This window comes from Niallia sp. Marseille-Q9988 (assembly GCF_976954375.1).
The window spans coordinates 160,208-185,583 of sequence record NZ_CDRJSZ010000010.1 but is presented as its reverse complement, the minus strand read 5'-3'; the positions used below and the strand labels follow the sequence as shown (position 1 = coordinate 185,583).

At 37.2% G+C, this 25,376-nt stretch carries 23 protein-coding genes; 4 read left to right on the top strand and 19 right to left on the bottom strand.

Annotated features, from left to right (window positions below; translation table 11 throughout):
* Window positions 1-115: 115 nt before the first annotated feature.
* Window positions 116-1,477 carry an IS4 family transposase gene (locus ACWNMZ_RS18580; protein WP_449598292.1) on the top strand — a complete coding sequence of 454 codons (1,362 nt, stop codon included), beginning with the start codon at window positions 116-118 and terminating at the stop codon, window positions 1,475-1,477.
* Here ACWNMZ_RS18580 and ACWNMZ_RS18575 read toward each other — a convergent pair.
* Together ACWNMZ_RS18575 and ACWNMZ_RS18570 are read right to left on the bottom strand one after the other, a co-directional pair.
* Window positions 1,440-2,807 (bottom strand): PAS domain S-box protein, encoded by a 1,368-nt coding sequence (locus tag ACWNMZ_RS18575; protein WP_449598768.1) that lies wholly within the window; start codon window positions 2,805-2,807, stop codon window positions 1,440-1,442. The two genes, ACWNMZ_RS18580 and ACWNMZ_RS18575, sit on opposite strands and share 38 nt — an antisense overlap.
* A 156-nt stretch (window positions 2,808-2,963) precedes the next feature.
* Window positions 2,964-3,461 (bottom strand): sigma-70 family RNA polymerase sigma factor, encoded by a 498-nt coding sequence (locus ACWNMZ_RS18570; protein WP_031538607.1) that lies wholly within the window; start codon window positions 3,459-3,461, stop codon window positions 2,964-2,966.
* 272 nt (window positions 3,462-3,733) lie between these two features.
* Between ACWNMZ_RS18570 and ACWNMZ_RS18565 the strand changes: the two genes are divergently transcribed.
* Entirely contained in the window at window positions 3,734-4,204 is a 471-nt protein-coding gene (locus tag ACWNMZ_RS18565; protein ID WP_449598767.1) for a tRNA (cytidine(34)-2'-O)-methyltransferase, read from the top strand.
* 1,051 nt (window positions 4,205-5,255) lie between these two features.
* The gene (locus ACWNMZ_RS18560; RefSeq protein ID WP_109768545.1) at window positions 5,256-5,900 is read left to right on the top strand and encodes a DUF6944 family repetitive protein; all 645 of its coding nucleotides are present in this window, start codon (window positions 5,256-5,258) and stop codon (window positions 5,898-5,900) included.
* A 158-nt stretch (window positions 5,901-6,058) separates the two neighbouring features.
* Here the strand turns inward: ACWNMZ_RS18560 and ACWNMZ_RS18555 are convergent, their stop codons facing one another.
* The 3 genes from ACWNMZ_RS18555 to ACWNMZ_RS18545 form a co-directional block, all read right to left on the bottom strand.
* Entirely contained in the window at window positions 6,059-7,393 is a 1,335-nt protein-coding gene (locus tag ACWNMZ_RS18555) for a gluconate:H+ symporter (RefSeq protein WP_235251926.1), read from the bottom strand.
* A 204-nt stretch (window positions 7,394-7,597) separates the two neighbouring features.
* Complete coding sequence (locus ACWNMZ_RS18550; RefSeq protein ID WP_441132269.1) at window positions 7,598-8,347, bottom strand: glucose 1-dehydrogenase; 750 nt, start codon at window positions 8,345-8,347, stop codon at window positions 7,598-7,600.
* 236 nt (window positions 8,348-8,583) lie between these two features.
* Complete coding sequence (locus ACWNMZ_RS18545) at window positions 8,584-9,222, bottom strand: GntR family transcriptional regulator (protein WP_235251928.1); 639 nt, start codon at window positions 9,220-9,222, stop codon at window positions 8,584-8,586.
* Between the two features lie 319 nt (window positions 9,223-9,541).
* On the opposite strand from ACWNMZ_RS18545, the gene ACWNMZ_RS18540 reads away from it, so the two are divergent.
* Window positions 9,542-9,985, top strand: coding sequence for a flavoprotein (locus ACWNMZ_RS18540; protein WP_235251929.1), 444 nt, complete (start codon window positions 9,542-9,544; stop codon window positions 9,983-9,985).
* A 351-nt stretch (window positions 9,986-10,336) separates the two neighbouring features.
* Here ACWNMZ_RS18540 and ACWNMZ_RS18535 read toward each other — a convergent pair whose 3' ends face one another.
* The 14 genes from ACWNMZ_RS18535 to ACWNMZ_RS18470 form a co-directional block, all read right to left on the bottom strand.
* Window positions 10,337-10,510, bottom strand: a complete 174-nt coding sequence (locus ACWNMZ_RS18535; RefSeq protein WP_449598766.1) for a YjfB family protein — start codon at window positions 10,508-10,510, stop codon at window positions 10,337-10,339.
* A 377-nt stretch (window positions 10,511-10,887) separates the two neighbouring features.
* Entirely contained in the window at window positions 10,888-12,192 is a 1,305-nt protein-coding gene (locus ACWNMZ_RS18530; protein ID WP_449598765.1) for an IS91 family transposase, read from the bottom strand.
* A 106-nt stretch (window positions 12,193-12,298) separates the two neighbouring features.
* Window positions 12,299-12,484 carry a hypothetical protein gene (locus ACWNMZ_RS18525; protein WP_235251931.1) on the bottom strand — a complete coding sequence of 62 codons (186 nt, stop codon included), beginning with the start codon at window positions 12,482-12,484 and terminating at the stop codon, window positions 12,299-12,301.
* Between the two features lie 83 nt (window positions 12,485-12,567).
* On the bottom strand, window positions 12,568-14,013 hold the full coding sequence (locus ACWNMZ_RS18520) for a dihydroorotase (RefSeq protein ID WP_349205243.1): 1,446 nt from the start codon (window positions 14,011-14,013) through the stop codon (window positions 12,568-12,570).
* A 124-nt stretch (window positions 14,014-14,137) separates the two neighbouring features.
* Window positions 14,138-15,049: a dihydroorotate dehydrogenase gene (locus tag ACWNMZ_RS18515; protein WP_349205242.1), complete on the bottom strand. Its 912-nt coding sequence runs from the start codon at window positions 15,047-15,049 to the stop codon at window positions 14,138-14,140.
* Window positions 15,046-15,831 carry a dihydroorotate dehydrogenase electron transfer subunit gene (locus tag ACWNMZ_RS18510; protein WP_284561602.1) on the bottom strand — a complete coding sequence of 262 codons (786 nt, stop codon included), beginning with the start codon at window positions 15,829-15,831 and terminating at the stop codon, window positions 15,046-15,048. Before ACWNMZ_RS18510 ends, ACWNMZ_RS18515 begins: the two co-directional genes overlap by 4 nt.
* A gap of 20 nt (window positions 15,832-15,851) precedes the next feature.
* Entirely contained in the window at window positions 15,852-17,111 is a 1,260-nt protein-coding gene (locus tag ACWNMZ_RS18505; RefSeq protein ID WP_235251935.1) for a M20 family metallo-hydrolase, read from the bottom strand.
* Between the two features lie 18 nt (window positions 17,112-17,129).
* Window positions 17,130-17,903, bottom strand: a complete 774-nt coding sequence (locus tag ACWNMZ_RS18500; RefSeq protein WP_235251936.1) for an IclR family transcriptional regulator — start codon at window positions 17,901-17,903, stop codon at window positions 17,130-17,132.
* A gap of 135 nt (window positions 17,904-18,038) precedes the next feature.
* Entirely contained in the window at window positions 18,039-19,268 is a 1,230-nt protein-coding gene (locus tag ACWNMZ_RS18495) for an MFS transporter (RefSeq protein WP_349205247.1), read from the bottom strand.
* Between the two features lie 593 nt (window positions 19,269-19,861).
* Window positions 19,862-20,599 carry an RQC-minor-1 family DNA-binding protein gene (locus tag ACWNMZ_RS18490; RefSeq protein WP_449598764.1) on the bottom strand — a complete coding sequence of 246 codons (738 nt, stop codon included), beginning with the start codon at window positions 20,597-20,599 and terminating at the stop codon, window positions 19,862-19,864.
* Between the two features lie 80 nt (window positions 20,600-20,679).
* A complete protein-coding gene (locus ACWNMZ_RS18485) occupies window positions 20,680-21,816 on the bottom strand; it encodes an SEC-C metal-binding domain-containing protein (RefSeq protein WP_449598763.1) in 1,137 nt (378 codons plus the stop codon).
* 145 nt (window positions 21,817-21,961) lie between these two features.
* Complete coding sequence (locus tag ACWNMZ_RS18480) at window positions 21,962-22,522, bottom strand: transposase (protein ID WP_449598762.1); 561 nt, start codon at window positions 22,520-22,522, stop codon at window positions 21,962-21,964.
* 315 nt (window positions 22,523-22,837) lie between these two features.
* A complete protein-coding gene (locus ACWNMZ_RS18475; protein WP_031538595.1) occupies window positions 22,838-23,677 on the bottom strand; it encodes an endonuclease/exonuclease/phosphatase family protein in 840 nt (279 codons plus the stop codon).
* A complete protein-coding gene (locus ACWNMZ_RS18470; protein ID WP_449598761.1) occupies window positions 23,674-25,317 on the bottom strand; it encodes a PTS transporter subunit IIBC in 1,644 nt (547 codons plus the stop codon). Before ACWNMZ_RS18470 ends, ACWNMZ_RS18475 begins: the two co-directional genes overlap by 4 nt.
* Between the last annotated feature and the right edge of the window lie 59 nt (window positions 25,318-25,376).

Sequence of the window (25,376 nt, the reverse complement as noted above, 5' to 3'; positions counted from 1 at the left end):
TATGGTCTATTAAATATGTTGCTTGACAGTGTTTAATAAAATGAAAAAACACCTCATTCTTTGGTATAGTGTAATTGTCGAGAAAACACTACCATACAGAAGAGGTGCTCCCTATATGATAGACCAAAATAGCCAAAACAATCAACTACCAAAAGAACTTAATTCGGTTTTTTCTGAGCTTGAAATGAATAAACACCTGCGCCAAGCAGGAATTAAAAAATCCTTCGGTTTCAGCTGTTCCTACTTATTTCAGCTTGTTTTCTGTTTGATTTTCCAGCACAAAAATTGGTTTTCACTTCTTGATTCAAAGAAAGCCGATCAGTTTCCAGCCAAAGATGCCGTCTATCGCTTTTTAAACCAATCAACTTTTAATTGGCGCCGTTTCTTACTACTGTTGAGCATTTTTACTATTCAAAAGGTGACTCGCCTTACGAATAAAGAGCGTCCAAAAGTACTGATTATCGATGATTCTGCGTATGACCGAAATCGTAGTAAAAAGGTAGAGCTTCTCGCTCGTTGTTTTGATCATGCTTCCCTGAAAATGCGTTTCTTTAAGGGGTTTCGTATGCTCACTTTGGGCTGGTCAGATGGCTATACATTTATGCCAATTGACTTTTCTTTAGTCAGTTCAAAAAAGTCTCAAATCAATGGTATCTCTGAAAAAATTGATAAACGTACTTGTGGATACAAGCGTCGAGAAAATGCATTACAAACTGAGCCTGAACAAGTTCCTGACATGATTAAACGTGCATTAGCCAATGGGATAGATGCAAGTTATGTCCTTATGGATTCTTGGTTTACATTGCCACCACTTGTAAAGTCTATTGTGGATCAAGGATTAGACGTAATTGGTATGGTCAAAGAAACAAAACAACGTTATAACGTAAACGGGGAGATGGTTTCTTTAAAGCAACTATACCACCTAGCTGGACCCATTCAATCCAAGAAAGGAATTCTTCGTTCCATCCATACGATGATGGCTAATGGAACACCAATTAAAGTGGTATTCATTCAAAACAGAAATAAGAAAAGCGACTGGCTTGCCATCCTCAGCACAGACTGCACTCTTTCAGAACAGGAGATCGTCCGAATCTATGGAATGCGCTGGGATATCGAGGTATTCTTTAAGGCGGCCAAATCTCTTTTGAAACTTGAAAAAGAATTCCAAAGCCGTTCATATGACGCGCTTATTTGCCATACAACGATTGTGTTTTCTCGTTTTATCGTTCTGTCGTGGCAGAATCGCTGTAATACCGATCAACGCACAATAGGTGGTCTGTTTTACGAATTATGCGATGAAGTAAATGAACTTGATTGGGCTGTCGCATTACAGCAATTGATCGAGCTTCTTCAAGATGCACTTAAACAAACGAATAAGAAAATCAAAAAAATAATTCAAAGTCAACTTGAACAGTGGATCGCTGGCCTTCCTAATTATATCAAGGCTTATTTGCCGATATCACTCTGCGAAAGTTGAGTAAAAACATAACAGCAAGGTTGTTTGTTTCTTGTAAACGTTTCGGGAAGAGTTCTTTTAAATATCGCAAATTCGGTAGATTTGTTAAACTATCATAATTAGCTAAGTATTTAATCTCTTCTTCCCGGTAATGACGCTCCAATGCAATTCCTGTCAGATGACTAAAATCTTTAAAGATTTCAATATCAGAATCCTTTAGTGTTATTGATTCTTTATAATAAACAGAAAATGTTCCTAATAAAGAGCCCTTTGAAGAGAGAATGGGCAATGACCAGCAGGAATGCAGCCCCTCTACCAGAGCCATTTCTTTCCAATTGGACCAGGATGTCTCAGTTTGTATAGCAGATACAATTTTTATATCTTTCGCATATGCTGAATACCCATAAGATGCAAAATTTTCACCGACCGGAAACTTATCCATTTTTTCAGCAAATTCAGGGTCCAGCTTTGGACCATAGCCAAAACGCAACCAATTATGCTCATGTTCATAATACATAATCGAACAAATTCCTCTTGATAGTTCTTCTACACTTTCAGTAATATATTCGATTATTTGTTCCAACGGCTCTCCAACAGCAATTCTCGATAAAATTATCTTTTGTTTCTTTTGTAGTTTCTCTATGTTTTTCTTATCTGTGATATCTTGTGCTATTCCGTGTATACCAATAACTTGATCATTCAACTTCAATGGAATTGTAGTTAATTTAACATCCCTAATTCTTCCATCTTTTCGGATGATTTGAGACTCAAACCCTTGAATCATTCCACATAGTACTTTGTCAAAACGCTGCAAAACCTTCGGAAGTTTTTCAGGTACTATCAAATCCCGGAAATTTAAGTTCGTTAATTCCTCCCTTGTATACCCGCTGATTTCTTCTGCAACTTTAATAACATCTAAAAAATCCCCTTCCTTGTCCAACGTATAGACTCCGTCGGGATCATGTAAAAATAGAGATTTATACGTTTGTTCACTTTTTTCCAATTCTGTTATGTCTCGCCCAAATACTATCAAGTTTTGGCGATTTCCACCAGCATCAAATATCGGTACCTTAATTACTTCATATATTCTTTCCGAATTATTGAAAATAATAGACTCTTTTACTTCTATCTGTTTTCCTGTCTCCCAAGCCTCAAGATCACTTTTCACAAAAACAGGTACGTATACAGCAAAATGAGGATATAGTTTTCCTAATTCATCTTCCGTTTTACCTTGGTATTCCTCTATATTAAAAAGTTCTAAAGTTTTACTATTCGCTTCCATCCAGCGTCCATCTTTATCTTTTAAAACAATAATATCTGGACTCGCATTTATAAATGGTTCTAATTTCATAGATTTCTCCCTATTTTTACGGACATATGCCATTTATTATATAATTTTATCGGAATTTGTACTATATAGATTCTTGGACAATTTTGTAATAATAAATGGATTTATAGCCAAATAATGGTTTCATTCTATTTTCCGAGGTTACATCTCTTAAAAAAATCATTCCCCTCTTTCAGGGAACAATGTCCGCTTCAACTTCTCCTTCGCACCCTTCCGCCACCATTTTACAGCAGAAGGGGAGACTCTTTCTTTCTGCGCTATTTCCTTCACCGTCAGCTGATGTACAAAGGTGTCAACTACCCACGTTGTTTCCCCTTCAGATAATTCCTTGCAAAGTCCTTTTACGTAATCTTCTTCTTCCCGATACAAGATAGGACTTTCCATCACCTCCCAAAATTCTTCACTTGGATAAGCATTTCTTTCTGCCTCTCTTGTCCGACGCTTTAATTCATCCAGAAATCTTCCCCACATATGCCGATATAAATAATTGCTATACTTCCCCTTTTCTGGATTAAAGGTTTTCGTCGTTTCCCAAATGCTTATTAAGCCAATTTGAAAAAAATCTTGCTTATCTTTATAAATCGTCAGCTTTTTCATCATGTGGTTAATCATGGGCGTAAACTCTTCAACGAGTTGATCATATGTTTTTCCTTCCATTATCGTTTCCTTTTAGAAAAGCGCTTTTCTTTGTTATTCCTAGGTACTTTTACTTTATGGAAAAAAAGAAAGCTTTTCGATTAAAGAAAAAGAAGGCAACGATGCTAAAAATGGAATAAATTAGAAAAAATAGCATTTTACTTGAAGCGATAGTGGTTCCTACCTGATAAATAGCAATAATTTTCGAAGGGAGATATCACCTAAATCATACCTGCAACGAGATCAAAATATGCTATAATTCGAAGGGGAAAAGAAAGATAGAGGTGACATTCATGGCCATACATGTTGTATTATATCAGCCAGAAATTCCAGCTAATACTGCCAATATTGCACGTACTTGTGCAGGAACAGATACAGCCTTGCATTTAATTCGACCACTTGGCTTTTCAACCGATGAAAAGATGATCAAACAAGCAGGTCTTGATTTCTGGGAGACTGTAAAAATCACATATTATGACTCATTAGATGACTTTTTTGTAAAAAATCAAGGTGAGTTTTACTATATTGAAACATTCGCTGAAGAAACCTATACATCTCATAATTTCAAAGATAAATCGAAGGATTATTATTTCATATTTGGAAAAGAAACAACGGGATTACCAAAGGATTTACTAGAAACACATAAAGACCATTTTTTAAGAATACCAATGACAGAACATATTCGTTCCCTAAACCTTTCTAATACAGCAGCTATATTGGTGTTTGAAGCATTGAGACAACAGGGATATCCGAATTTAAAATAAAAAATCTTCCTAGATGGAAGATTTTTTTGTTGGAATTTGTCTTTTTGATATGGACAATGTCTTTTTGTGGTGCCTGTCACCCTAAATTCTTCATCTGTTGCAGTAGTTTGATCATAATCAGAAAGTTGCTCTGTAATAGATGCACTCAAAGTATCTGTGTTATCAGTAGAATCGTTCTCTGAAAGTGTATTAATTAGATTAAAAATTAGTTCTTTCATCTGGTCCACTGATAGTTCTGTGCTTGTTTCCGATGACGAATCATCCATTTGTGCAGTTATGTTATTTATTGGTAGTGGAGGTGGCGTCATTTCCGCTTTGGAAGGCTTTGCTTCTTCCGGCGTTTCCGTTACAGCTGTGAATAGCTCGGAAATCTCCTCTTCTGAGCTGTCACTTGCCTGAAAGTCACTAAGAAGATCGCCGACTGTGCTTAATGCTGTTTGCAGGCTTTCAGGAAGATAAGAACTCTCGCTAGAATCTGTTGACTCCAAACGTTTAAGCATCGTTTCTAAATAAGCTGTTTTCTGTTCCGTTGTTAAAGATGTTAGATCTGTTGTGCTACTACTGTAATTGCCACTACTAGTGAATTGGGTACTTGTTGCAAGCTGCATATAGTCTTTAAAAGTTGATTCACTATTACTGGATGTTTGCTGGGTACTCGGTATGCTTGTCAGGTTTGCCGTAGTCCAATTGCCATACAAATTGGAATAATTGCTGTTGATTGATTCAGACATATAAAAAACTCCTTTCATAATGGGAGAGACTGATTGGCTAAAAGAGGCAATCAATCTCACTGTTAGCATAATGAAAGTTGCTTAAAAAAAACTTAATTTTTCTTTTGATATGGTGACTGATATGGTGACAGGCACCACAAAAAGACACTTTTTAATTTATGTCCATACCAGAAGGACAAAACCATGCACCAAAGGCACTATCATTCTTCCGACAGAAAAACTAGAAGCTAATTATACATTTTATCTTTTCAAAGTGCCCTGACACCATTATGTGAATACCATAATAGAAACAGCTTAGAAGAAAATGTGGGCGTGGTATTATGAAGAACCAAGTCGAGATTGCTTCGGTATGGGTGCAAGCAATTGGTGCCATCCTTGCTGCTTTAGGAAACAGTGCATGGAATTTACTAAGTGAAGAAGAAATTAAAGACTTGGACTTAATAGGAAATTTTTCACAAACTTTTGGAAATGCCGTACAGGCAGATCAACAAGAAACGATAACATTTGAAAAAATCGGAGCTGAGATACAAGCAATTGGGAATACGGTCGTAGCCAGTTCGTATATTTTATTAGAAGATGAGTTAGAAAGTAAGTTAATCATTAAAGGGAATTGGTTACAGGCATTTGGTGCAATCGTCGAAGCTGTGGATGAAGTATTCGATAACTCAGGAAAGGAACAAACATTAAATATCTTAGGAAATACCACACAGGCAGTCGGTAACTCCTTCCAAGCAATCGGCGAGAAGCATATCCTCTTTAACAATAACGATAAGGGGAATTTTTTAGTAATAAGTGGAAGCTGGATACAAGCAGTGGGAACGATACTAAATGCAATCGGCCAAACCGATGAGGAATTAACGGAAGATAACAATATTAACCAAAATAAGAGTATGGAAGATGCCACTTCCTTTTATGAGCAAGAAAATCTTAAGCATGCGTGGAAAGCAAGGAGTAAATATTATTAATATTATTAGCGAAGTTCAAGGCTGCTGATAAACAAAAAAGGTAAAGAAATCAAGAAAATGATTCCTTTCCCTTGTCCTTCTGAGAGAGACAGATGTGGTGTTTTGTCTTTTTATGGTGCCTGTCACCATTACTTGTCACCATTACTTTGTCACCATTACTAAACAAACACTCCCAACAGCAATACACATAATAGACCTGTTACCGAAATGACCGTGGTCAAGGTACTCCATGTTTGGAAGGTTTCTTTTATGCTTAAACCAAAATATTCTTTTACCATCCAAAATCCTGCGTCATTAACATGACAGAATATAACGCTGCCTGCTCCTGTTGCTAAAACAATAAGTGCTGGGTTCACGGAGCTTGTGGCCAATAAAGGAGTCACAAGGCCGGCTGTTGTAAGTGCAGCTACTGTTGCAGATCCTAAACAGAGACGCAATATTGCTGCAATCATCCAAGCTACTAAAATAGGAGACATATTCGTTTCATTGAATAATGTCGCTACATAATCGCCCACTCCTCCGTCTACTAGCACTTGCTTAAAGGCACCACCACCGCCGATAATTAATAGCATCATCGCAATTTGGGCAATAGACTCAGACAGTGTATTACCAATCTCTTTCATTGGAATCTTTCTTGAATATCCCATTGTATAGATTGCAATTAAAAGTGATAAAAGCATGGCAGTTCCCGGTGCACCAATAAATTCTATGATTTCTTTCCCAATAGATTCCCCAGGAAACAATAACGAGAAGATTGTTGCAAGCCCCATAAATATAACTGGGAATAATGATGTTAGCACACTTATGCCAAACCCAGGCGTATCTTGTAAATTAAACTCCTTTTGTGGTCCCAAAGCTGCAAGATTTCCATTTTTTTTATAAGCGTATGGAAAAAACTTCATGGCAAATTTATTAAATAGCGGTCCTGATATAATTGTTGTTGGTATAGCAATAAGGGTCCCTAATAACAACACCTGTCCAATATCTGCACCATATGCAGCAGTAATCGCAGTTGGCGCCGGATGTGGAGGCAAAAAGCCATGTGTAACATTTAAGGCAGCTGCCATTGGTATTCCTAAATAAAGAAAAGGCATTTTTAATTCTTTAGCTATTGCATAAATAATCGGAATTAATACAACAAGCCCTACTTCAAAAAATAAGGCAACCCCTATAATAAAGGAAGCAACAACAACAGCTAGCTGAATCCGTTTCGGACCGAACCTATTAATAAGGGTAATGGCAATTCTATTTCCGCCCCCTGCATCAGATACTAATCTCCCAAGCATTGCTCCTAATCCAAATACTAAGGCTAAATGCCCTAATTGGCTTCCAATCCCGGCTTCTATTGTCATTACTATTTCCGATAATTCCATGCCAAGGCTTATCGCAACCAAAAAAGAGACAATAACTAGCGATACAAACGTGTTTAGCTTCATCTTGATGATAAGAAATAATAAAATAAGAATACCAATTGCAACAATGATAATAGGCATTGCATTCCCTCCAAAAAATGATATAGTCGATCTTATTAAAAGTCATCGTGAAGCGCTTACAATAATCTATAACTAAACAATCAATACCACTTTTGCAAGGGAGACCCTATTTAGAAGAACAGGATGTATTCACACTTAAACGTTTGATTTACTTCCCTTGCAAACTATAAAAATTTTTCGTATGCAAATCAACCTTTCCTAGATTTAGCGGCCTAACCAGCCACCATCCACTGCCAATAAATGTCCATGAATATAGTTAGAAGCATCTGATGCTAAAAAAACTACGACTCCACTGAAATCTTCGGCTGTGCCCCATCGACCGGCAGGAATACGTTCAAGAATTTGTCTATTGCGTGTTTCATCTGACATTAATGCTTCATTCATATCTGTAGCAATATATCCAGGCACAATCGCATTTACATTGACATTTTCCTTTGCCCACTCATTCGCTAACGCCTTTGTAAGCTGGGCAACTCCTCCTTTAGCAGCAGCATAGGCAGGTACAGTCAATCCCCCTTGGAAAGACAAAAGAGATGCCATATTAATAATTTTTCCTTTCTTTTGGGGAACCATATACTTCCCTGCTTCCTGGCATAAAAGCCAAACTGTCTTCAAATTAACATTTATAACATCATCCCAGTCCTCTTCAGAAAAAGTCAAAGAAGGAGAACGACGTTGGATACCAGCATTATTAACAAGGATATCAATGCTGCCTAATTGCTCCACTACTGTTGGTATCGCCTCTTTTACTTGTGTTTGATTCTCTAAATTACAGGCAACAATAATCGCCTTTTGACCAATTGCTTCTATCTCTTTTTGAACTGTAATATCTGCTGTATTCCTCTGCAGCAACGCAATCGTTGCTCCAGCCTCTGCCAACGCGATTGCCATTTGTTTTCCAATTCCTCTTGTCGCACCTGTTACAGCAGCAACTTTTCCTTCTAAACGAAACATTTAATCATATCCTCCTTCATTCTTGAATTCATGTAGCAGATTATAAACACCCTTATAGAAACCGCTATCATTTTGTTGGCAAAAAGATCATTTAATTTTCTATCCCTCCTTTTCACTTTATATATAATTAATAATATTATATATAATTTTTAAAGACGTGTCGAGATTAAATATATATAATTTTAATTTTTATATATAATCCCAACACTTAATCTTATGTTATGGAGCAAAAAGACTTATAGAACCATTTTCATAATATGTTCCCAAAATACTTCCTTTGATTTTTGAATATCCTTTTCCTTTAAGACTTCTACTAGCTTTAAATGGTATGTATGCACTTCTTCTGGCATTATTTTGATTTCAGGATTTAGAACGGTAATATAGCGCTGAATATGACTATTGAGCATAGACCATATTCGATTGTATGTTTCTATTCCTGACCAAGAGATAATAGTCCGGTGAAATTCCATATCTAATTTAGATTGCAGCAAATAGTCAGGTTTTTCATTTTTCATCTGTTCAACAATATCATATAGCTCACCAAGTTTTTTATTTGTTAGATAAGGAGTAATTATTTCGATTGCATTTGTCTCAATCGATGCACGCAAGGAAAAAATATGGTACATTTCTGTCTTATTTATTTCTGTTACAAATGCCCCCTTATACTTTACTGTGCGGATAAGCCCTTCTTCTTCCAAGCCTCTAAGCGCTTCTCGAACAGGAACTTGGCTAATGCCAAGCCGTTTAGCGACCTCCGTCTCTACCACACGATCTCCTGGTTTTAGCTTATTAATAATAATTTCGTCTCGTAGAATTTTCTTCACTTTATCTTTTAACGATAAGGACATTTCTTCCCTCTCTTTTGATTTATCCATGATTATTCCTTTCCTTTTCTAATAATAGATTGCACGAAATCTTGTTTATCTCTCTCTATATATAATCTCATCTAAATTGCCTTTCATCAACTAAACACAGCAAACATAAAAAAGCCGCAACCAAGTATTGGCTACGGGCAATCTATCATGGGACAAGGTACCTGACCCCTTGTCCCAGACCCCTTGTCCCAGAATTATTTTATTAAACTACAGGCTCAAAAAGGCAAAGTATTACTTTTAGTGGTAAAATTATCATAATATTTGTTCAACTAATAAGCAGTGAGATGAATATACCAGTACAAGAACAGGAGGCTATTATATGGATAATTCATTTAGAGAATTTCTTGATACTTATTTAAGAGTTTGGAATTCTTCCTCTTTGATTGAATTAAGAAATTTAATATCAAAAGATTACAAAGGTAGAGAAATCACAAAGGGTGAGATAGCTGATTTTGGAATGAAAGAAGCCGTGCGTGGGTGGGAACAAGGATTTAATTTTGTTAAAGAAAATAATGCAGAATGGAAACTAAATGTGCTCTCTACTATCCCATTAAATGCTGATGAAACAATGGTGATAATATCTGCAACTATGATTATTCAGGGTAAGAGTTTAGATACTGCAAATTTATTTTTCCAAACCTTTAAAAATAATCGTTCTTATGGATGGAAGTTGATAAGGAGTTATATTGAATCAGGAATCCCAAACGATAATATTAACAGAATGCTAATTAACGGATCTTTTAGTGAAAAAACTCAAAAATGAATCCCACTAAGATATTCGCTGAAACAAGTCTCTCAAATCAGTGTATAAGTATCTTCTATTTCATGTTCTTAGTTAGAAATACTCTTTATTTAGGCGATGATATTTAGCCTTTTTTCGATAAATATATACACTATGTGTATTTATTCATTTCCAACATGGTGGTTTCTGATACGTTTTCTATATACACTAGTCTTGTAAAAAATTGTTAAGTATTAGATGACTTCCTATATATAATGAACTTACAAAGAAAAAAGGAACCAAGAAAATGGCCCATTTCCCTAGTCCCTCTTGCTGAATCTTACCACTTTTTAGCTTTTGAAAGTTCCAGCTAATAGATGATTACAATACCAATCAAACCGACATATCAACTGATTTACCTAGTGTGGGATGAGGAGCTTCTAGCATTTTTAGTAATTGATCACTATTCTGCTCAGCTGTATTCATTGCCTTTTTTGTTAAAGCTATGCCGACATTTTGAGATAAGCTTGCTTGATTCATTCCTATTGATAATGCTGCAATATCCATTTTTTCTCACCACCTATTCTTGTTATCGGTTATCAGGCAGAACTATAAACAAATCTTCAAATCTTTTTACCAATATATTACTTAGAGCTCAGTACGTATCCATCAAAAATTATTATGAGAATGATTGAAAGCTTCTTAATTGAAGCTAGTTTACCCTACTCTTCTATACAATTAATAAGAAAAACCGGGCATAGCCCGGTCCTTTTCATGGTTAGAGAATATCCGATAATTTGTACTCTATGCCATGTACCCCTTTATAATACTCAGGATACATTTCACCCCCACATTTTTCACATGCAAACATAGGAGGAGTTGTCGGATCTCCATCATCCATTAAATCGAAATCCCTTACCACGTTAATAGGAATCTCTTCTTTCTCATGACACGCCAAACAAACATAGCTGACGCTCTGTTGCTTGGACTGGTTTAGGCTTATGTTTTTCTTCTTTTTCTTTCCCTTTTTGCGGGTTTTTGATACCGGTGAGATCGTTAATCATCCTTTCTAAATAAGCTCTTGTAGTTTTGCATAAGGCTACCTTTATTTCTAATTTACCATTTTCAAGGCAGACTTCTCCCTTGTATTCATAGTAACATTCACACCTCTGACAAACGAGAGGGTCTTTCTTGCCACTGGCTACTATTCTTTCACACCACGTCTGGCGACGTAAGGTTTTCTTAACTTTTACAACCCAACGTCTTGCTTTTTGTTGCCAAGTACTCAACACTTTTTTACACAAGTTTTTTGATCTTCTTGAATACATACCGTAATGCCGAATAGTTTTAAATTGCTCGTCTGGGATATGGCGAATTAAACGTGAAATAAATTCTTCGACACTTACGGTTTCGGATTTGTCTTTTCCGTCAGTTTTATCCTTATATTTGAACGTAACGAATTGCCCATCATATGCCTCAATCCGATTGATTCCAATCGCTGGTCGACGAATATAACGGCCAATATAACGAAGTTGTTCTTTTATTTTTCCCCTCTGTTTAGGTGCATACACATAGAAGCCTTCGCCATTATTGGTGAACGCCTTTTGAAGTCTTGGTTGGATTCTTTTCTTTTCTCTTGGTGAAACTCCGTTTCTAATTAATTTTAATACGACCGTTTGCCATTGTTTACGAAGCATCGTAAATGGCAAGAAATCATACTGCTTCCATTCTCCTTTTTCTGTTAATCCACCCATTGTAACTAACATATGTACGTGAGGATTGAAGTTGACCCTTGAACCAAAAGTGTGGAGTCCAGCAATAATCCCAGGTGTTACCTTTGCTTTCTTTTTGAAGAAGTCAGTAAGTAGTCTTGCAGAAGCATCCATTAAATCTTTTAATAGATGTCGGTGAAGGAGAAATACATCTCTTAGTCCTTCATCAATCGTAAAAATTACGTGCCGATGATTAACCTGAAGAACATCTTCAGTAAGTAACCTACTCCATTCTTCACTTTCTCCAACAGAGCACGTGGTACAAAATCGACCTTTACATCGGTAAGGAACCTTTCGCACATCATGACAACCTTCACACACAAATAACTTAAATCCATTTTTGATATCCCCACAATCTCGAAATTTCTCAACCTCCTTAATTACGATAGGGCGGATTTTAGCACCGTGTTTTCTTTTGAAAGCTTCCCAATGTTGGTGTTTATCAAAAAATATTCTTCTCAATATATTGGTCTCCATAAAATGAAAATACCACAGCTTAAATGACTGTGGTAGACCCAAATTTTTATACTTTCTTATCTTTTTTAAAAAAGAAAGCGGGAGAATCTTTCCCCCGCTTTCCTCCTCACAACCGCTGCAACCGTAATTCTTGAATAAACAAATCATAATCAATCTCTAGTATTTCGCAGTTGGTTTTTACTTCTTCAAAGAAATCGAATTCCTTATCTGCTGGGCGGTCGCGGTTTTCGTAGTAAAAGTTGATTAGGTGGTATAGTTTTATAAAAGAATCTAGCTTTTCTTTTTTATTCATTTATCCTCTCTCCTTCTGTTTTTGTAACAGATATTTTATCTACTAAACCAGAAACTGTCCTTATCTTGAATAGAAGCCAGCTATCACAAATCACCTATGCTCTTAAGCTGAAAAGGTGAACCGTCTCTCTCATTCCCTCCTGGAAATACAATTCTTCCGATTGGTTTGCTTATGATTTGGCCGTTTTCCATTACTTTTGTTCCACGGACAATGGTGGCGACTGGCATTCCTGTAATTGGTGTTTGGTCATATGCGGTTACTTTGCTTTTGCTGTGGAGCTGTTCTCTTGTTATGGTGTGTTTTTTATTCATATCCACTATGGTGATATCTGCATCGGTTCCTATTTGTAAGGATCCTTTTTGTGGATAGATTCCATATTGTTTTGCTGGATTTTCAGAAAGGAGTTTACAGGCATCGACTAAAGAGATTTTCTCTTCACTCACTGCGTTTAAGACTAGTGGTGCCAGTGTTTCAACACCGCACATTCCAGCAGGGATATCCCACAAGCTACCATCCTTTTCTTCCTCCGTATGAGGAGCATGGTCGGAGCAAACTACTGTTACCGTGCCATCTCGAATCCCCCTCCAAAGCTCCTCCTGATCCTTTTTATATTTAATAGGCGGATATACCTTCATCTGCGGGCCAACTCTTTCATAATCCTCATTGGATAAAAAGAGATAGTGTGGACATGTTTCAGATGTAATATTTGTATAGCCATCTGCTTGGGCTTGCCTTATTAACTTCACACCTTCTCCTGTACTTACATGAAGAATATGCAGTCTAGTTCCGAGATTTTTCGCCAAGGCAATACCAGATTGAATCGTCATTTCTTCCGCTAAGTTCGGTCGTCCTTGGAGAAGCGCTTCGTAATCTCTTTTCCCAGAAGCTTCTACTTCCTCTGTTAGCCGTTGGATTATTTGATTATTTTCCGCATGAATAGCTAGAATTTGCCCTGTTTTTTGCACTTCTCGGAAGATACTATAGACCTCTCCATCTGAAAGCGGTGGAATGACCCCTTCATCTCCATCCTTGTAGTTATACATCAACTGATAAGTCTCTTTATTAATGGCATATCCCCAGAAAAACTTAAAGCCAATAACCCCAGCATGATGAAGCGGAACAATATCTTCTCGATTGACATCCCCTAAGCAAATTCCCCATATCGCGAAATCCACATGTGCTTTTGCCGAAAGGTTTTCCTTTTGCTTTTCAAAATTCCCAACATTATTAATAGGAGGATTGGTGTTCGGCATTTCAAAAACAGTCGTGATACCGCCAGCCGCTGCTGCTTGGGTGCTATAATAAAAATCCTCTTTATACGTTGGACCTGGATCCCTTGAATGAATATGGGTATCCATAAAGCCAGGGCAAACATATAAGCCTTCTCCATCTGTTGCTTCCAAAGCTTCTCCCGCTAACTCCTCTTTGGAGATGGCCGCAATCTTTCCATCTTTTATATAGAGATGCCCTTTTTCAAACCCATTTCCGGTATATAAATAGCCGTTTTTAATAACATGATCCCACAACATACTCTCCACTCCTTTTTTTATACGAAAAATTTATATATCAACCAATACGGTGAGGATATCAGCCATACTTTGGGGTTTATCAGCCAAAATCACATTCTTTTCTGCCAATCTCCCATCCCAACGACTACCGAACCACCACCCCACCAATGATTTCTTGTATATCCTTTATTCCATGTACCTTCATATACGCTTCGATTTCGTCTCGTATTGTTATCATTGCTTCTGGATCAATGAAGGAAGCCGTCCCAATTTGTACAGCGGACGCTCCTGCGAGCATTAACTCGATAGCATCTTCTCCATTCATGACACCACCGCATCCTATAATGGGGAGAGAAGTTGCTTGGTATACTTGGTAAACCATTCGGACAACAAGTGGCAAAATGGCTGGGCCGGAATAGCCGCCCATCACATTGCTGATCTTCGGTTTTCTTGTATGAACATCAATAGACATAGCCAAAAAAGTATTGGAAACCGTTAAAATATCGGCGCCGGATGCTTCACATGCTTTCGCAATCTCCACAATACTCGTTACATTAGGAGACAGCTTCGGAATAAGCGGTTTATTTGTCGTCTTTCGAACCTGGCTTACTAATTCATGCGAGATGGATGGATCCATGCCAAAAGCCAGACCATTATTTTTCAAATTCGGACAGGAAATATTTAATTCAATGGCGTCCACCTCATCTATAGCACCAAGCTCTTCACAAACCTCCACAAATTCTTCGATACTATCTGCTGAAACACTAGGAATAAATGGGGTGGAAAAATTGGCATAAAAGGGGATTGTCTTTTCCTTAAAATACGTTAATCCCTCACTTTGAATCCCAATCGAATTAATCATGCCACCTGCCTTTGTTTCACAAATACGCGGAGTTGGGTTGCCTGTGCGGCGATTCTTCGTAATGCTTTTTGGAATAACAGCCCCGATCTCATTTATATCGATATAATTCGTCATTTGTTCCGCAAATGTTCCAGATGCTGGCATAATAGGATTTTTCAAATGTAGCTTGCCTAATGATACTTCCAATCCACTCATGCAAAAACCACCTTTTCTAATGGGAAGACTGGTCCTTCCATGCAAATTCGAACAGGCCTTATGCTCTCCTCTTCTTCTATCTGACAAACACATCCATAGCAAGAGCCAATCCCACACCCCATATTTTCTTCCAAGGCAATTTCCGCAAACAGCTGATGTTCACAAGCTAATTCCTTCATTAATATTGATAGCCTTCTTGACCCACATGTATAGATCCCATCTATCTTTTTTTCGCTTACTAGCGTTTCTGCTAAAAATTTTACATGATGAGGATCACTCGTTCCGTCCTCATCATTTACAAAAACCGCTTCCACACCAGCTGCCTTTAACTCTGCTTCCATTAAATAGTCCTCTTTTGTTCTAGCACTAACAATGGCAAAACACGAAATATTCATCCTTTTCATCTTAAAAGCAAGGGCAGAAAGGGTGGCAATTCCAACACCTCTAGCAACAACAAGAATATTTTCGCTTCCTTCCGCTACGCTAAACCCCTTGCCTAACGGACCTAATATATCTAGCCTCTCTTCTTTCTTTCGCTCTGCTAATGCCATTGTCCCGACACCTTTTACTAGATAAAGAAACTCCAGCGTACTTTCCGCTTCATTTATGCGAAATATACTGAGTGGTCTGCGCAGCAAAGGTTTTGAACCATCACTGCATTTAATATGGAAAAATTGACCTGCTTGAACTGGGAATAGCTGTTTATTGGGGACTTTTACTTTTAGATGAAAATAGCGCTTGCTTATTTGCTTATTGAATAAAATTTCTGTCTTCACTGCCATCCTTTTTCTCCCCTTTCTTTTTATATCCCTCTTGCCTGCTGTAATACGGCTGCCTCTAGAACATCAATTCCGATTAATATATCGTCTAAATCGGTATGCTCATCTGGATGATGACTAATTCCATTTAAAGATGGAATAAAGATTAATCCCACTGGTCCTAAAGAAGTCATATTCATGGCGTCATGCCCAGCTCCACTTTGCATCCATTGATAAGGAAGATTTTTTTCCAGACAAATTTTTTCAACTTCGAGTGAAAGTTCTTTTGATAACTGTACTGGCTCTTCTTTACTTATCTCCTGTGAAAATATCTCCAATCCTCGTCTTTCCTGTATGTCCTCCATTTTTTTATAAAGGACGTCAAGTACCTTATTTCTTGAGGCAATCGAAGTGGAGCGAATATCTACTTTCATTTCTACTGTACCTGGTACGACATTCATCGCTCCCATTGGAATCGAAAGTACTCCTATTGTGGCGACGGTTCCGTTATGCTGTTCCTTTTTCGCTGCTTCTTCTAACGCGAGTGCTAATTCACTTGCCCCAAGTAATGCATCCTTACGCATATTCATAGGTGTTGTACCAGAGTGGGAAGCAGCACCTTTTACTTCAATAATCAAACGAACAGGTGCGGCAATTCCTGTTACAATCCCAATTTTCTTATTGGTATTCATCAGAATCGGACCTTGCTCAATATGTAATTCAAAGAAAGCCTGAAATCGTTCTGTCTCTCTGCTGGCCAAATCTAATTGATCAAATCGCAAGGCACAAAGTGAAAGAGCTTTTTCAAAGGTAATTCCATCCTTATCCTTGAGGTGTTGATATTTCTCTTTTTGTAGCGTTCCTACCATTGCCTTGCTTCCAACCGTAGATACACCGAACCTAGACGATTCTTCACAAGCGAATGAAATAATTTCAATCGGATGTTCCGTTTCCAGATTTTGTTCATTTAGGCGCTTTATCACTTCTAATCCTGCTGTAACTCCTACCACGCCATCGTACTTACCGCCTTGATAAACGGTATCGAGATGGGACCCTATCACCACTGGCGGCAGATTCTTCTTTCCTTCTCGTCTGGCAATAATATTGCCGCAATAGTCCATCCTAATTTCTAGTCCCTCATTTTTGCACAAACGCATAAAAGCATGACTGCATGCCTGCTCCTCATTCGTAAAGGCAACTCTTGTAATTCCTTCACTTCCTGAATTATATTGATTCATATTATTCAAAAGCTCTTCGTATCTTCTTTTTCGATCCATCTTTCTATCTCCTTGATTATGGGCCATGGAGCTCCGCCCTTCTCTTTATAAGCGAATAGAACTTAATAGATGCATAGATTTCATATGTTCACTTGCCTCTTTGGCCACTTCATTTATTTGCTTCACTAATGTTTCTTGCTGCCTCATTATATAATCACTTTCTCCAACAATGCTGATGCTGACATTTGTTTTTTTGTCGTCATAAAATATTGGCGCGGAAATAGCAGATACCCCTATTTCCAATTCTTCGATGCAAAAAGCAAGCTGAGAATGATAAATTTCTTTTAATTCCTTTTTTATATCAAGAGGATTCGTTTTGGTGTAAGGCGTGGTAGCTTCAAATGGTGTCTCTTGCACAATTTTCTCAACCATCGCTTCCTCTTGGTATGCTACAATTACCTTTGCTGCCGCTGCACTATGTATCGGCATCCTTTGTCCCACATGGACAAAATACTTGTTGCGCAAATCGGATGGCTGATGGGTATAAACACAGTAGACATCACCGCCATGATAGCGACAAATGAATGTATAGAGGTTCGTTTCATTAGATAATTTTTCCCCATATCGTCCCAATAGTTTAATTGGATCCTGCAATCTTAAAAACTGACTTCCCCACAGCATCGTTTTCGGTCCTAAATAATATTGTTTAGTGGTTTTATCCTGAATAACAAGCTGTTGTTCACACATACTTGTGAGCATTCGATGAATAGTACCCTTACTTAAATTAGTCTCTCGCGCAAGTTCGCTGACTCCCATCCCCATATTAGCATTAGAAGAGATGCAGTCCATTACAAGTGTAAATCGATTTAACCATTCCAAGCCTTTTCTCTCCTTTGAAAATGAGTTTCTCTAAGCGGAACATTGTTCCATTTTTTTAGAATAAGAGAAGGTGTCATCTAAACACCCCTCTCTTTTAAAATATAGATATAGTGAAACTGTATTTAACCTTAATTGTTAAACAATCTCTTTATCCTTCGATTCAGGAATTAAAAAGATAAACGCTAATGCAGATAAAATATAAACACCTGATAGTAAGCTAAGTGCATAGCTTAAAGAATGATTAAGAGAGATATAGCCAATAATAAATGGCGCAAATCCAGCAATCGCTCGCCCTACATTAAAAATTATATTTTCCGCAGTGGAACGAACTTCTGTATTATAATGTTCCGCTAGAAGTGCTCCATAGCCACCCATCATCCCATTTACAAAGAATCCTAATACTCCGCCAAGAAGCAATAACGCTACCGTAGATGTCACTTGGAAATAAACCCAAACAATAATTGCTGCTGCAATCAAGAAGGTAATATAAGATGGTCTGCGTCCAATTTTATCTGCCAAATAACCAAAGATTAAAATCCCTAAAATCATGCCGATAATCGTCGTTACTGTCCATAACGTTGTTTTATTAAAATCATAACCTAGTTCTGAAGCAAGCATTGTGGGCATCCAAGTCATAATGCCATAAAAGCCGAAATTTTGAACGCTTGTAGCAATGATTAAGCCAATCGTTATCTTCGTTGTGTCCTTAGAAGCAAATAATTGTCCAATTGCTATCTTATTTTTATTTTCTTCTTTTAGCTTTGTCCAAATCTCTGGTTCCTTTAAATTTTTGCGGGACCAAAATGCAAAAATAGCTGGTACAACCCCTGCAAGGAATACACCGTGCCATCCAAATTTCGGTGCAACAAATAATACTGTTAAAGTAGCAAGAACAATTCCTATTTGAAAGCCGACCGCTACAACAGATGTAGCACGAGATCGATACTTTTTCGGCCAAGTCTCACTGACAAGCGTCATCCCAATTCCAAATTCTCCCCCAAGCCCTAAACCAGCTAAAAAGCGGAAGATAGCAAATGTTTCTAAATTAGGAGCTAAAGCACACAAACCTGTAAAAACAGAAAAAATTAAAATAGTCCAAGTAAACACACGTACTCGCCCAAATTTATCGGCCATTACTCCAAACACAATTCCGCCAATTACAGCCCCAAGCAAAGTAATCGTAGAAAGACTTCCCGCCTGTGCTTGATTAATGCCAAAAAAAGCTATAATAAGCGGCAACGTATATGCCAAAATCATCATATCCAATCCATCCATGGCATACCCAATCGTTGAAGACCATAGTGTTTTCCACTGATAACCCGTTATCTTCTTTTCCGGTACCTCTGAAGTTTCATGTACTTTCATATTCACTGAAAAAATCCTCCCCTTATCAAAAATAATGAAAAAAGTTCCTATCTTTCTATCAAAAGAACCACTAACTACTTCCCTTCTCCTCTCCCCAAAATTATCTTTTATGTCTTTCTACCGCCATTCGTTTCACTGAACGGAACGATGTTTCAAAATTAAATAACATATATGAATGATACTACTAACTTTTTTGGAAATCTATAATGTTGTCAGAATATATGACAATATTTTTTATATTCTGATACTTATTTCCGAAGTACATTATACGAAATAACCTCATCTGGTATGGAGATGAGAGAAGGTATTGTCTTACTTAGCTATAAGTAATTCCATAGATAATTATGTTTGATTTAATAGTTGGTTTAGTTCTCTTGCCCAATTTGCTTAAGAATGTCTATTAACTATTAATCTTAGGCTCATCCCTAAGTTGTTTTCACCAGTATTCCAGCTTCTATAGAAGTCCAAAAGCAAAAAAAGAGCTCCCAAAAGTTTGGAAACTCTCATGATACCAGCTATCGCCATCCAATCATAAGTTTTGTCCTTCTGATATGGACAAAATCTAACAACTGTCTTTTTATGGTGCCTGTCACCTATATTCGACACTCTTTACACCGCTTAGGATAAGATAACCCCTTCATCTTATAAAACTGCTGCTCTCCTAATGTAAAAGTAAACCGGTCTCCACATTCCCAGCATTTTAAAAGAATATCTTGCGGCTCCACACCTTTTAGTGCTTTTTTGATATATTCCTTTCTTTCCTTTACAATCGAGCTATCAATCGGCTCATCACTGGTTAATACATTTATCGTTGTACGAATCTCTTCTGTTACTTTTTTATAATCCACTTTCTCCCATAATTCTAAATAAGGGATAAATGATTGATCCCCAGATTCTCTCACTTTCTCTAGTAGCAAGAGAATCATGCTTCTGTTTCGATCCTTTAAATAGCTCATATCTGGATCTTGCTTCCCTTGCTCGATCCATTCCTTCCATTCATTTAACAGCTCATCCGTATATTGATCAGATTCAATGTCCCATCCTCGCTCTGTAAAAATAATCATCGGGAGTTTTCCAGAATACTGAATATCTAGAAAATCATAATCAATCATCCAATCAATTTTCTTCATAATCTCTTCTAGTTTCTCTTTTTTAAAATAACCATAAGCCGGACACTTATCCAGCTCCAGTTGTAATACCTTCTTCTCCCGTGAGCCCTTTAGAATTTTCGCAAGAAGCGTTCTTCCTCCACTGTCAATGACCATATCCGCTGCTCTCAATATGGCTTTTATTTCTTCTTCAGATAATCGATTCGTCTTAGCATTTATCATACTGGTAAATCCTCCTCATCTACCCAACGATGATAGAAATCTCATTTTCTTTCCTATTTAATATTTATAACTACCCCTAACTACTTCCCACAACATTTCTTATACTTTTTCCCACTACCACAAGGACATGGATCGTTCCTGCCAATTTTTTCACGAGTTTGAAAGCTAATAACTTCTCCTTTTTGACTCGATAAAGGCGGTGATGCCTGCTTATCACGTCCTGATAACTCTACTGGTGTATATCCTTTTAAATACCATTGTCTTGTATTATTCATAAAAACAACAATGATATCCATTAGCCTTTTTACTTCTTCTAAGCTTTCGAGTGGTAATTCCAACTGTAAATATTGAAGAATCTGACTAGGGTGTTGGTTTAATTTCACATGTATGATACAGTCATCAATTATTGCCTTCGCTTCGTCCTTTGGAATCTGATACACCTCTGTAAATAGTTCCATAAGTTGAGAATACCCCTTTGGACGCTCCAAATAGTTCGTTTCACCAGCTTCAAGGAGCTGTTTCTTCGTAAAAGGATAATAAGCAATATTTTTTCTCAACGCTTGTTCTGCCAAAATCTCTGCAGGTTCTAGGACTTCCCAGTAAGAATAACCGTACCTGTCATAATGAACTTCTTGGTAATATTCCATTGCATCCAAAATAACACGATTAAACGCAGGAACGTTTGGATGGATCGGTATATATTTTTCCACCAACTCTATTAATTGGTTTGCAGGTATAGTTCCGTAATAATAGACTAATCCGCGCGTTATCTTAATCCATTCTGTATTTCGCTTCACATCGGTAAGAATTGCACTATCTTGAACAATTTCTTCTAAAGAAGGCAATATTTCTACAGGAATCGTTACGAATGGGTTTCGATTATGATAGACAATAAACATGAAACCCGTCTTCGGGAAATACTCCATCTCCTCTATTTCTACATCCTCTTCACTTATTATTCCATTATTAGCAATAATCCTCTTTAGTAAAAAAATTCGTCGCTCATCATACTCACTAATTATCGTTCTAAGATAATTAGGAATTTCCTCCGCTAAATAGGAAATTAATTCTGCCTTTTTTAAAGAGCTTAAATTTTTGATTCCTAGTTTTTTACCAAACTCTCGAAGGTCTGCCACTTTATATACAGTTAGCCCTTCTTTTAATGTAGCCAATCCCTTAACTTTCTCTTTTTGATTCTTTCTTTTATCTATTTTCATTCCATACCCCTTTCATCTACATCGGTCCATATATGACTTCTTATAAATTTTCTACTATTTATATAATTTTCATTGTACCACTCCACTGTATCATTTATAACCTCTAACACATATACAACTGTCCTAAAAGCGGTTCTATCAAAACTCAGACTGGATATTGATCCGATTCTTTCCCTCTTGCATGTAAAAATTGAAGATATTGCTCAGTTTTAGGCTCAGGAAAGTAAGCAAGAATCCGTTCTGAATTTACCAGACTTCCTTCCTTTGCCTCTATATAGTCGAAATAACTACTCCAATGATATTCTTCTAAGCTATCTACCATACCGGCTCGAATTGGATTCAGATGAATATACCGATTTACCTCTAATTCATATTGAGCAGACGTAATCAACTCAGATCCATAACGACTTTCAAACACATGTCCTGTAAAATCGTATTTCTTATTAACATAGATTGCGTAATTAAAATGGAGAATTCTTATAATATCACTTGGGGAATGTTGAAGGGTTTTTATTTGAAGATGAATGTGATTTGTCATCAAACAATAGGTTTGCAGAATAAAAGGCCTTTTTTCCATTGCTTCTGCCAACAATCGCAAATATTCATCTCGATCTTCCTTGTCCCAAAATAAAGAAGTTCGACGAATACCTCGACTCGTAATATGATAACTAGCACCAGGATACCAAATGCGCCTTTTTCTAGCCAACTAACTACCTCCTTTTTTATGAAATTTCATTACTACGATGAAGGATAAAATGGATAGATTTTGCCAAAGCAAAAGGGGAGGGTTATCAATGCTTCACTAAATAAATAGAAAGAATACGAAGAAAGAAAGAACATTAAATTACAACATTCTACCTAACAATCAAAATCCCTGCATTTCCCCACAAAAAAATAGGAAAGAACCAAAAAATGATTCCTTTCCCATTGTCCTTCACAGAAAGACAAAATATTCTTTTTGTCTTTTTATGGTGCCTGTCACTCTAACCAACTTATGCTTTTTGTCTTTTTATGGTGCCTGTCACTCTAACCTAACCCCCACCCCAAAATGATCAGACACAACCGGGGTCTTTCTTCCATCAAAAACCGTTTCATATGAGTCTACAGATAAATTAGCAGAAACGAAGATATAATCAATGCGAAGAAGATCACTATTGTTCTCCCAACCATCAATTTTCTTCTCAACTGTATGGCTGCCGTTTTTAACGGTGGCGTCCAGATAAGCATCCTTTAAAAGCGGATGCTTGGAAACAACGCTATAGCCTTGTTTCTCGATATGGGCAGGGTTATTAAAATCGCCCATCAACAAAATACAGCTACCTTTCTGCGCTTCCGTTTCCCATGCTTCTACTAGCTTGTTCCATTCATACAAGAAAGGATAGCTTTCTGTCTCATCCTGCCACCAAGATAGATGCAATCCGTACACAAAATAGTTTTTATCATTCGCTTGAAAACGAACTTCCAATGCTTTTCTTGTATGATAGTCAGTATAATCATCTTTGCGTGACAGCAATATCCCTCTTGTATTTGTTACTTTAAATCGAGTGAGAATGGCGATTCCTTCATCATATTGGTCGTAACCAATATGACTAGGAACCCAGCTCCAATAATATTCGAGCCCGCTTTTCTTCAGCTCCTGCTGGAGAAGAAAAGCAAAATTATCTTTTTTAATCACCGTATCTGGATTCGGGACTATGAAATAAGAATCTACCTCCGCTTCCTCTGCATCCATCGACTGATTTACCTCCTGCAAGGAAATTACATCATATGGATCAGCCAGCAATTGCTCCTTGATCGCCTCGAGTTTTTCCAAAGGTTTTTCTTCTATCCAGCTATGGGTATTTAACGTTAATAATTTCATTCCCCTTGCTCCAAATAATCATTAATGTCTGATTTCAGAATGTCCGCCTTTGGACCATAGATAGCCTGAACACCGCCATCCTTTTTAATTAAGCCCATTGCGCCAGCCGCTCTCCAGGACGATTCGTCGCCAACTTTATCTATCTCTTTTACAGATACACGCAATCTTGTCATACATGCATCCACATCTGTAATATTAGCTTTTCCACCTAATAATGCTACAATCTCTAAAACTTGGCTGTTAGTAGGTCCAGCATTCCCAGTCTCTGTATTGTTAGAATCTGCATCACTTTCATAATTACCATTACGACCTGGTGTTGAAAAATTAAATTTCTTAATCATGAAATTCGCAATGAAATAGCTCACTATAAAAAAGACAATACACACAATCACAAAGTTTAGAACATCGCCGCCCAAGCCTGCTTTAAAAGCAATTGGTAAGCGTGTGATTAGCTCTAGATTCCCAAAGGAATGCAAGCGTAAATCTACAATATCGGCAGAGGCAAAAGCTAATCCTTGTAAAATAGCATAAACAACATAAAGTAATGGTGCTGCAAACATAAACATGAATTCTAGAGGCTCTGTAACTCCTGTTAAGAATACAGCTATCGCTGCTGAAAAAATCATCGACTTATATTTTTTCTTTTTATCCATATCAACATTTCGGTATATCGCAACAGCCACACCCATTAAAATAGCAGTAGCACCAATCATTTGCCCTACTTTGAAACGTGCTGGAGTAACAGATGATAGCAATTGGTTATATGCAGCAGTGTCCCCTGCATTTTGTAGATTCACTAAATCACTTGCCCATGCTAACCAAAGTGGATCTTGTCCAAATACTTCTTTACCAGCCATCACACCAGACATAATCGTATAGGTTCCACCCAATGATGTATAGTTGATTGGAATCGTTAACATATGATGTAGACCGAATGGAATGAGAAGGCGTTCTGCCGTACCATAGATAAAAGGCGCTAGGATTGGAGCGCTTTCACTTGAGGTAGCAATCCATAATCCAAATTGATTAATTCCTGTTTGGATAGTTGGCCAAATCACTGCAAGCATTAAAGATACGATAACAGACCACAGAATAACTACAAACGGTACAAATCGTTTTCCATTAAAGAAAGCAAGTGCATCAGGCAGCTTTCTGAAATTATAATATTTATTATAGACAATTGCTCCGATAAACCCGGATATAATCCCCACGAAAACACCCATATTAAGTGCGGGCGCTTCCAATACACTTGTAAAATATCCATCTATTAAAATCTTCGTTCCAAATAAAGTATGCGTAAAAGCTCCCTCTTGGGAAAGCATATCATTTGTTACACCAAAGATAGATCCTGTAATTCTATTAATTAATAAGAAGGCAATCCCAGCAGCAAATGCTCCACCTGCTTTTTCCTTAGCCCATGAACCACCAATTGCTAATGCGAATAAAATATGTAAATTACCAATAATTCCCCAACCAATGTTCTCTACAACGCTTCCAATTGTAATAAAAACAGAAGCATCAATCATTGCAATTAACTTTCCTAAACTAATCATAATACCAGCTGCCGGCATAACAGCTACCACTACCATTAGTGCCTTTCCGAATTTTTGCCAAAATTCAAATGAAAACATCTTTTTCATTTTATTACCTCCCATTTTCAATTAAAACGTTTGCACTAAACTTATCTTTGATTATAGTA